Raw genomic sequence first — 7,054 nt, 5'->3', positions numbered from 1 at the left:
CGCCACGGCGGGCAGTACCTGCGGCAGGAACTCGGGCACGGACAGACCCATGAAGCCTGCCAGTTCGCCCGAGGCCAGCAGCTCGACGGCGAAGAGTCCAAAGCCCTCCTCGTCCCACTCCTCCTCCCACCGCTCGACGGCCTCTGCCGTGTGGTCCAGGTCGCGCACCGAGCCGTCGTCAATCCAGCGCATGACCCGCGGGTCCGCGTTGATGTCCGCCATCGGCGCGAGGTCGTCGTCATGCCAGCGACGCAGGAGGAGGCGAGGTGTGCGGATCTCGGTCATGGCGCCCATCCTGCCGAAGGCAAGGTCCTCACCGGTAATGCGGCGCTCGCCCGTGCTGCCGCTCCGGGACCGCAAGGCATCAAGCCGCCTGCACCGCACACTGTGACGGGCGAAACATCGGGCCGACGGCCGGGCAGATGACGTGCCACTTCGGCAGCGCGGTCAAGAGGTGAGACCGATTCGGCGGCAGCCTGTCGCAGCGCCAAGGTCGTTCACGGAAGCGCGGCCAGAGCCGATTTCAAAGATCCTTATCGGAACCAGGCGGTCGAGGCTGACCCAGCGAGTTGACCACGAACCCGCGGGCCCGCCCCTCACAGTCGGGGCCTCGCACCCGTGGGTTCACGCCGAAGAACCTTCAGCTTCCGCGAACTCGCGGGGGTCGAGGGGGTCCGCTCGTATAGCTACGGCAGACGGACATGTAGCGGTGAGTGACGGCCCGGGAGTGGGGCAGAAATGGACCTACGAGCGCCATTGCGCCGTTGACGCACCGAGGTGTGCCGATCAGGCCCACCAGCGACTCGCCGCCCAGGCGAGCGCGTAGCCCAGACTGTTGAGGGAGCAGTGCAGCACCACGGGTGGGATGAGGCTGCCGGAGCGGCGGCGGAGCTCACAGAAGAGCGCACCGGCGAGGGCGGTGCCGGCGACCGCCGCTGTCACGGACAGGGTGACGCCGACCTGGCCGGCTCCGAAGACCGCTTGGGCCGCAGCGTTCGCGCGCGTGAGCCCGCGTGACGGCTGTACGTGCCAAAGCCCGAAGAGCACCGAGGAAGCAACGGTGGCCCATACAGGCCCCCACCGTCGCCAGACCATGGCCCACAACACGCCGCGAAATGCGATTTCCTCAAGCAGCACCGTGCCGAGCGGTACGCGGACCAGCACGCGGTACACCAGTTCGCCGGGAGACAGGCCCGCGGCCCGCTCGTCCTGGAATGCCTCTTGGGTGAACGGTAGGGCCAGGCCCACCAGATAGACCACGAGAACGGCTCCGGCCAGGACCAGGCCCCAGCGCAGACCGCGGCGGGCCGCGGCCCTGCCGAGCCCCAGATCGTCCCAAGTGAGGCCGGACCGGCGGGCGATCAGAACAAGCAGCGCGGCCGCGACTACACAGACCGGCACGTACCAACCGGGTGCGAGCAGGGCGTTGAGCACGTTCGCGGCCGCGAGCACCACGACGGCCAATAGCAGCATCCACATGGCCGCACAAGGATCGCCGACGTTCGCGACGCGCGACCAGCAACGCGCCGTTCCACGGCCCTGTTCTCGTATAGCTACGGCCAAGGGCGTCTGTGTCATCTGGTCCTGGTCAGCAGGCCGGTTCGCCGTCGCGGTAAACCGGGCATTTGCCGCCAGGAGCCACTGTCAGTGGCCGCCGTGGCCAGCATTGCGCACGGCGAGGACCTTCTGAGCGAAGGCCACTGCATGATGGTGGCCGGGTCGTCGTCGACAACACTGGCAGCCGGGCGGCGTACTGCACGGCTGCCGCGAGCACGGCCAGGACGAAGCCTGCCCGTGCTCGCAGAGCTATTGGCCAGGCTCCTGGAGCAGGTCCAGGAAGCAGCGCAGCCTCACGCCCGGCTCGCCGGCCTCCCGGGTCGTACGTTCCGCCGACGCGATCGCCCACCGGACGGCGAGCAGCTCTTGGACGGCGAATGCGGTCTGGTCGCCGCGGGCCGCGACCTACACTACGGCCAGTCACTCACGGCGACCGTGGCGTCAAGTGCAGCTGCGGGAGTTGTAGCTGGCCACGCGGAAGTTGAGACTCGGAGCTTCGTAGAAGCCGTGCCTGCCCATCTCTCCGCGGTACAGCATGAAGTGCTCGTCGCCGTCGGTGGCCATGACAGAGGCCAGGTCCGGACGGCGATCTCCACCTTCCTGACCTCGTCATCGGCGTCTTCTGGCTCGGTGGCGGTGAGACGGGTGCATTCCATCGTTGTGCCACATCGACTCTCCGAGCAGGGACACGACGTAGTCGTGCCGGGACACCGGGGGCGATCTTGCGGAGGCGGGTGGTGAGGTAGCGCCTGCGGCCGATGGTGCGGCGCCACCCTCAGTGATCGTCTTGAGGAGAGTCCAGACTGCGACGACCACTCCCGCCAGCATCCGGACGTTGAGGGTGGTGCTGTACCAGGGCTCGGGATCGAGCTTCATCGCTGAAGGATGCCGTACGCTCACCCGGCAGGCAGCAAGTTGTCCACCCCGGACAGGGGCGGCATCCCCAACAGGAATACTGCGGGCATAAGTTGGAGCTCGCAGGGTGATCATTTTCGGGAGTGGACGTGGCAGGCAGCCGGGATCTGAGGGACCTGTTCAGTACGAACGACCGCAGCCTGCAGGCTGACGAGGCGTTCACGAACCGTTGCTCGCCCTGACGACACTGGCCGCGCTCGGCCTCGTCTGACGACCGCCCCGCGCATCCTGACCGAGCTATCCCGCGGCTGCCGGACCCAGCCGCCGGGGCCGCGGGCGGTGTCGATCGAGGATGATCGGTCGCGCACCACGGCCTCCGGCTCGGTCGAGAACCAGCAGACGCTTCTTTGGACTCCAGCGGCTGGGCGCGGGGCGCCAGTACCGCCGTACCCGACCGAGGCAGCGCACGGAGGCGGGTCGCTTCGCATCACGGATTCGCATCTTTCCAACGCGCTTTCCGATAGCCACGTAGCGTCATCGAGCAGTCACGAGGGGGACACGTGAAGCGCCCAAAGATGATTCTCGCCGCCATTACTGCGGCCAGCTTGATCGCCCTCACTGCACGCAGAGCGGCGGAGCGGCGGTCTACAACTACCCCTCTACACGACCCCACACCACCTGTGCCTGACAAGACTCCCGAAGGCCACTATGACGCACGCCGTGGTGCGGCTGGCTACGCCCCAATCGTCGGAACGCTCGGCGCCTTGGCAGTCCCCGCAGTCATCGTCGTGTTCACGAGTCCTCCCGAGGATCCAAGCGGCGGCCAGGCCATCGCGTTCGCCGCAGGGCTTCTCGTCGTCGCAATGATCGGCAGCATCATCGCAGCCATTGCTCTTGCCGCGATCGGCGCAGAAAGCGAACTGACGCCTAACCTCACGCCAGGGATCATGTACGCCGCTGTTGCTGTCGTCATCGCTCTTGTCGACATAGTCGCAGCGTTCGAAATCCTCGCCTTCCTCGCTCTGCCTCACGCCCGGCTCCTCCTGCTGCTGATCACCGGAGCAGCCGGATTTCTGGGCGTCTTTTTCACTGCCCTTGCCCTCGGCGACAGCCTGGCCACCCATCCGACACACTCGCCCGACTACCAGGACTGGAAGAAGACAGAGTGGATCACTTCGCAGGGACACGCTGATAGAGCCGCACTGCGTGTAACGGCGATCGGCGTTCTGCCAGTCATCGCAGGCACCGTCTGCAGAGTCAGAGGGCTCCGTCTGCCAGATGGGACCGCTGCAGCGAATACGATCATTCTCACCGGCCTGGCGCTCACCGTCACCGCTACAGTCGCCAGTGCACTGCGCACTGGACATCCCGGCACCGTGCCATCACGGGGCCCCCGCCCCTGGGAGGCCCACGCCACCACCCTCATCACGAGCACGTACACCGCATTCGTTCTGCTCCTTCTGCCCTGACAGGCCGCCAGGCTCGGCGCCCCCGGCCATCCTCCCGTGCAAGTGGCCGGTCCGGGACGCTGTCGTCCGGTCTGCTCGGCGAACGGCATCGTCGACATCGCTTGCTCGAGCCACACCCTCGATCCCGGCACCCACTGGGCCATCGCGTAGCCCACCCCTGGTCCGACCTTCTGCAGGAATCCGAGCCGTACCTGCGCGACCTCGCCACGCGCCCACGCGTCCGTCCGGACACCGCAGCCCATGCTGCGTCCGGTGCTCCAGGAATGAGACTCCCAGCTGGGCCGCGCCGGGATCAGGCAGCCCATGAGTTGTGCTGCTGCGACGTCTATGAGTCCACGAGGTAGGCCTTCTCCCCCATCATCAGCGGTGCGTCAGCCGGCCCCTTGATGTAGGGGCCGCGCCAGATCAACCGGTGTTCCTGCAGGCTGGGATACCACTGCCGGACCTTGTGCATCCGCACCGGCCACCGGTGGTGGTACACCCGCTTCGTCTCCCCCGCCGGATCCGACGGACGGGGCGAGGGCGCGGCAAGCCGGATGACCCGCACCTCGGGATCACGCGGCAGGGAGCGGTCCTCGCCGCCCGCCGTCGTACGCACCCCTGATGTACTCCGGGACGGGCTGGCGGCCGTGACCCCTTGGGCAATCAGACGCCAGAAGGCGAACATATAGCGGCTCACGAAGTCGTCGTACGGATCGTCCACTCGACCGCCGCCCCACTCGCCCGTCTCGGGAACCGGCTCGGAGCGCCACTGCGAGGCCTGGGTAAGGGCCGTTTGCAGCTGGCGGTGGCGCTCGGACAGGTCCGCGAGCGTCTCGGTGCTCTCTTCCGCCAGGCACGCATCACCCCGCATCCCGTACATGCCGTCTGGCATCAGCGGCGGCAGGGGCCTGCCGGACGCGTGCGCCTGGGCGACCGCCTGCCGCCACCCGGTCGGTTGCACGGGCCCGTCGCGGTCCATGAACGTCGTCACCTGCACGCCCGGGTACTGGGCGGTGGGCAGGATCAAGTGCTGGGTGATGAACTGCCAGCCGAACGCCTTGACATCAGACAGGGAGCCGGTGCGGTTGACGACCACAACCGGCTCGGGCAGCACCACCAGCCCGGTGGGCACGAGGATGTCCTGGTCACGGTCCAGGGTGCTGACATCGGCCGGCTCGAGGGTGGCGGCCGCGGCCATGACCGCGGCGTGCGCGGCCGGGGAGATGACGAGGACCTCCGCCTGCCGCAGCAGTTTCTGGATCTCCCGTACCTGCCACGCGGCAGCCTCCCCGGCCGCACGGGGCCACGGCGGCCGAAGTCCCTGTTTGCCCAGCGTCATCGACAGCGCCGCATCCCACTCCAGGCCCTCGGGCTTCTCCGCCATGTCCGCGAGATCGCTGTGTAGCAGCACGCCCTGCAGCTCGGTGATGACGTTGTTGATGTTGGAGGCGAGCGTCATCTGCACCCACGGGTTACCCATCAAAGACCGCTGGGTCTGCTCCCGCAGGCGGTGCGCAGCCCGGGCCGCGCCAGCCGCCGTCCACTGCCCGGCCTTGTCCCTGCTGCGCTCCAGCTTGCCCCGGCTCGCCTTCCCCACCCCACAGCCTCCCCACTGCCACGGCCAGTTACCGAAGCCGTACCCGACCCGCAACGGCGGGACACGACGCGATCCAGCCGATGGCTGGTGCAACGTTCGAAGCGCACGTGTCACACCGTCGTCAGTCCCGAAGGGGCTGTCTTCCCCTTCAGTCGGCGTCCATCGTGCGGACAGGCCCGCCGACCGAGTACGCAGAGGGCCCCGCACGGCCGAAGCCGGGCGGGGCCCCAGGATGGTGCGGTCTTTGCCATGGGGGAAGGCACCCAGATTGTCGGGTGCCTTCCGGCCGAAGTTCGGCACGGTTCTGGTGATCGTGGACCAGGTCGCCAACATCGGCGCGCTGCCGCTGACGGTGGCCCGCGCGGCGGGCTGCCGGGTCGCCTATCTGCCCGGACTGTCGATGCGGCGGGCCGCCGACCTGTATCCCGGTGAGGCGAAGACCGACGCTCGCGATGCCTTCGTGATCGCCGAGACGGCCCGCACGATGCCGCACACCCTGCGCGCGATCGACCGGGACGACGAGACGCTGGCCGCACTGACCATGCTCACCGGTTACGACAACGACCTGGCCGGCGAGGTCAACCGCGCCACCAACCGGCTGCGCGGCCTGCTCTCCCAGATCCACCCCTCCCTGGAGCGGGTCCTGGGCAAGCGCCTGGCCTACCCCTACGTCCAGGCCCTCCTTCAGCGGCACGGCTCTCCTGCGAAGATCAGGAAGCTGGGGCGGGCCCGGGTCGAGGCACTGCTCAAGGCGAACGGCTCGCGCAAGGCCCACCACCTCACCACCGAGATCTTCGAGGCGCTGGACGAGCAGACCCTGGTCGTCCCGGGCACCGAGACGTCCGCGCTGATCATCCCCGGTCTGGCCGCCCAGCTCGGTGCCGCCAGGCCGAGCAGGAGATAGCCGCCCTGCTGGAGGCCCTCCCTCTTTTCCACCTCCTGACGTCCCTGCCCGGCCTGGGCGTCAGGACCACGGCCGCCGTGATCGTCGCGATCGGTGACGGCAGCGGCTTCCCCACCGCCGGACACCTCGCCTCCTACGCCGGACTCGCGCCCGCCACGAAGTCCTCGGGCACCTCCATCCGCGGCGAGCACGCACCCCACCGCGGCAACCGGCTCCTCAAACGAGCCCTGTTCCAGGCCGCGTTCGCCGCGATCGGCTGCAAAGCCGACCCGTCCTCCCGGATCTACTACGACCGGCAACGCGCACGCGGCAAGACCCACACCCAGGCGATCCTCCGCCTGGCCCGCCAGCGCGTGAACGTCATCCACGCGATGATCCGCACCGGGGCCCTCTACGAAGCACGCACCCCGGGCGACGTCGGCCTCGCCGCCTGACGACTCCACCGCCCCTACCCTCCAGGCCCCATCACGCCCGCGCACCGGCACGGCCACTCCGGCCCTGCCGGCCACCGGGCTGCCCATCAGCCACCCGATCCGCCGGGAACATCCCGCTTCGCGGGACGTTCCCGGAAACCAGGATCAACCCCTACAACCCGACCCCGCCAGGGTTGACGAAACAGATAGGGGCACCCCCCTCGTGAAGCAGCTGCGCCATCTCACCTCTCTGCTGTAAACCGATTCCTAATGGAGT

At 68.5% G+C, this 7,054-nt stretch carries 4 protein-coding genes and 2 pseudogenes; 2 read left to right on the top strand and 4 right to left on the bottom strand.

Annotated features, from left to right (window positions below; translation table 11 throughout):
• From AQJ91_RS36140 to AQJ91_RS56470, 3 genes and pseudogenes are all read right to left on the bottom strand, one after another.
• Positions 1–285 (bottom strand): GNAT family N-acetyltransferase (locus AQJ91_RS36140; RefSeq protein WP_159054726.1); only part of this gene is annotated, 285 nt, incomplete at its 3' end.
• A gap of 501 nt (positions 286–786) precedes the next feature.
• A complete protein-coding gene (locus AQJ91_RS36135) occupies positions 787–1,473 on the bottom strand; it encodes a CPBP family intramembrane glutamic endopeptidase (RefSeq protein WP_234383249.1) in 687 nt (228 codons plus the stop codon).
• A gap of 333 nt (positions 1,474–1,806) precedes the next feature.
• Positions 1,807–1,950: pseudogene (locus tag AQJ91_RS56470) on the bottom strand (DUF6207 family protein); the annotation flags it as partial.
• Positions 1,951–3,176: 1,226 nt separating this feature from the next.
• On the opposite strand from AQJ91_RS56470, the gene AQJ91_RS36130 reads away from it, so the two are divergent.
• Positions 3,177–3,881, top strand: a complete 705-nt coding sequence (locus AQJ91_RS36130) for a hypothetical protein (protein ID WP_067030139.1) — start codon at positions 3,177–3,179, stop codon at positions 3,879–3,881.
• A 325-nt stretch (positions 3,882–4,206) separates the two neighbouring features.
• Here the strand turns inward: AQJ91_RS36130 and AQJ91_RS36125 are convergent, their stop codons facing one another.
• The gene (locus tag AQJ91_RS36125) at positions 4,207–5,460 is read right to left on the bottom strand and encodes a hypothetical protein (protein WP_234383248.1); all 1,254 of its coding nucleotides are present in this window, start codon (positions 5,458–5,460) and stop codon (positions 4,207–4,209) included.
• A 262-nt stretch (positions 5,461–5,722) separates the two neighbouring features.
• Between AQJ91_RS36125 and AQJ91_RS50755 the strand changes: the two are divergent.
• Positions 5,723–6,798 (top strand): annotated as a pseudogene (locus tag AQJ91_RS50755) (IS110 family RNA-guided transposase); the annotation flags it as partial.
• Positions 6,799–7,054: the final 256 nt, after the last annotated feature.

It is taken from the genome of Streptomyces dysideae (assembly GCF_001514305.1).
Lineage (GTDB): Bacteria > Actinomycetota > Actinomycetes > Streptomycetales > Streptomycetaceae > Streptomyces > Streptomyces dysideae.
The sequence above is the reverse complement of the archived record's forward strand: the minus strand, read 5'-3'. Positions and strand labels throughout refer to the sequence as shown.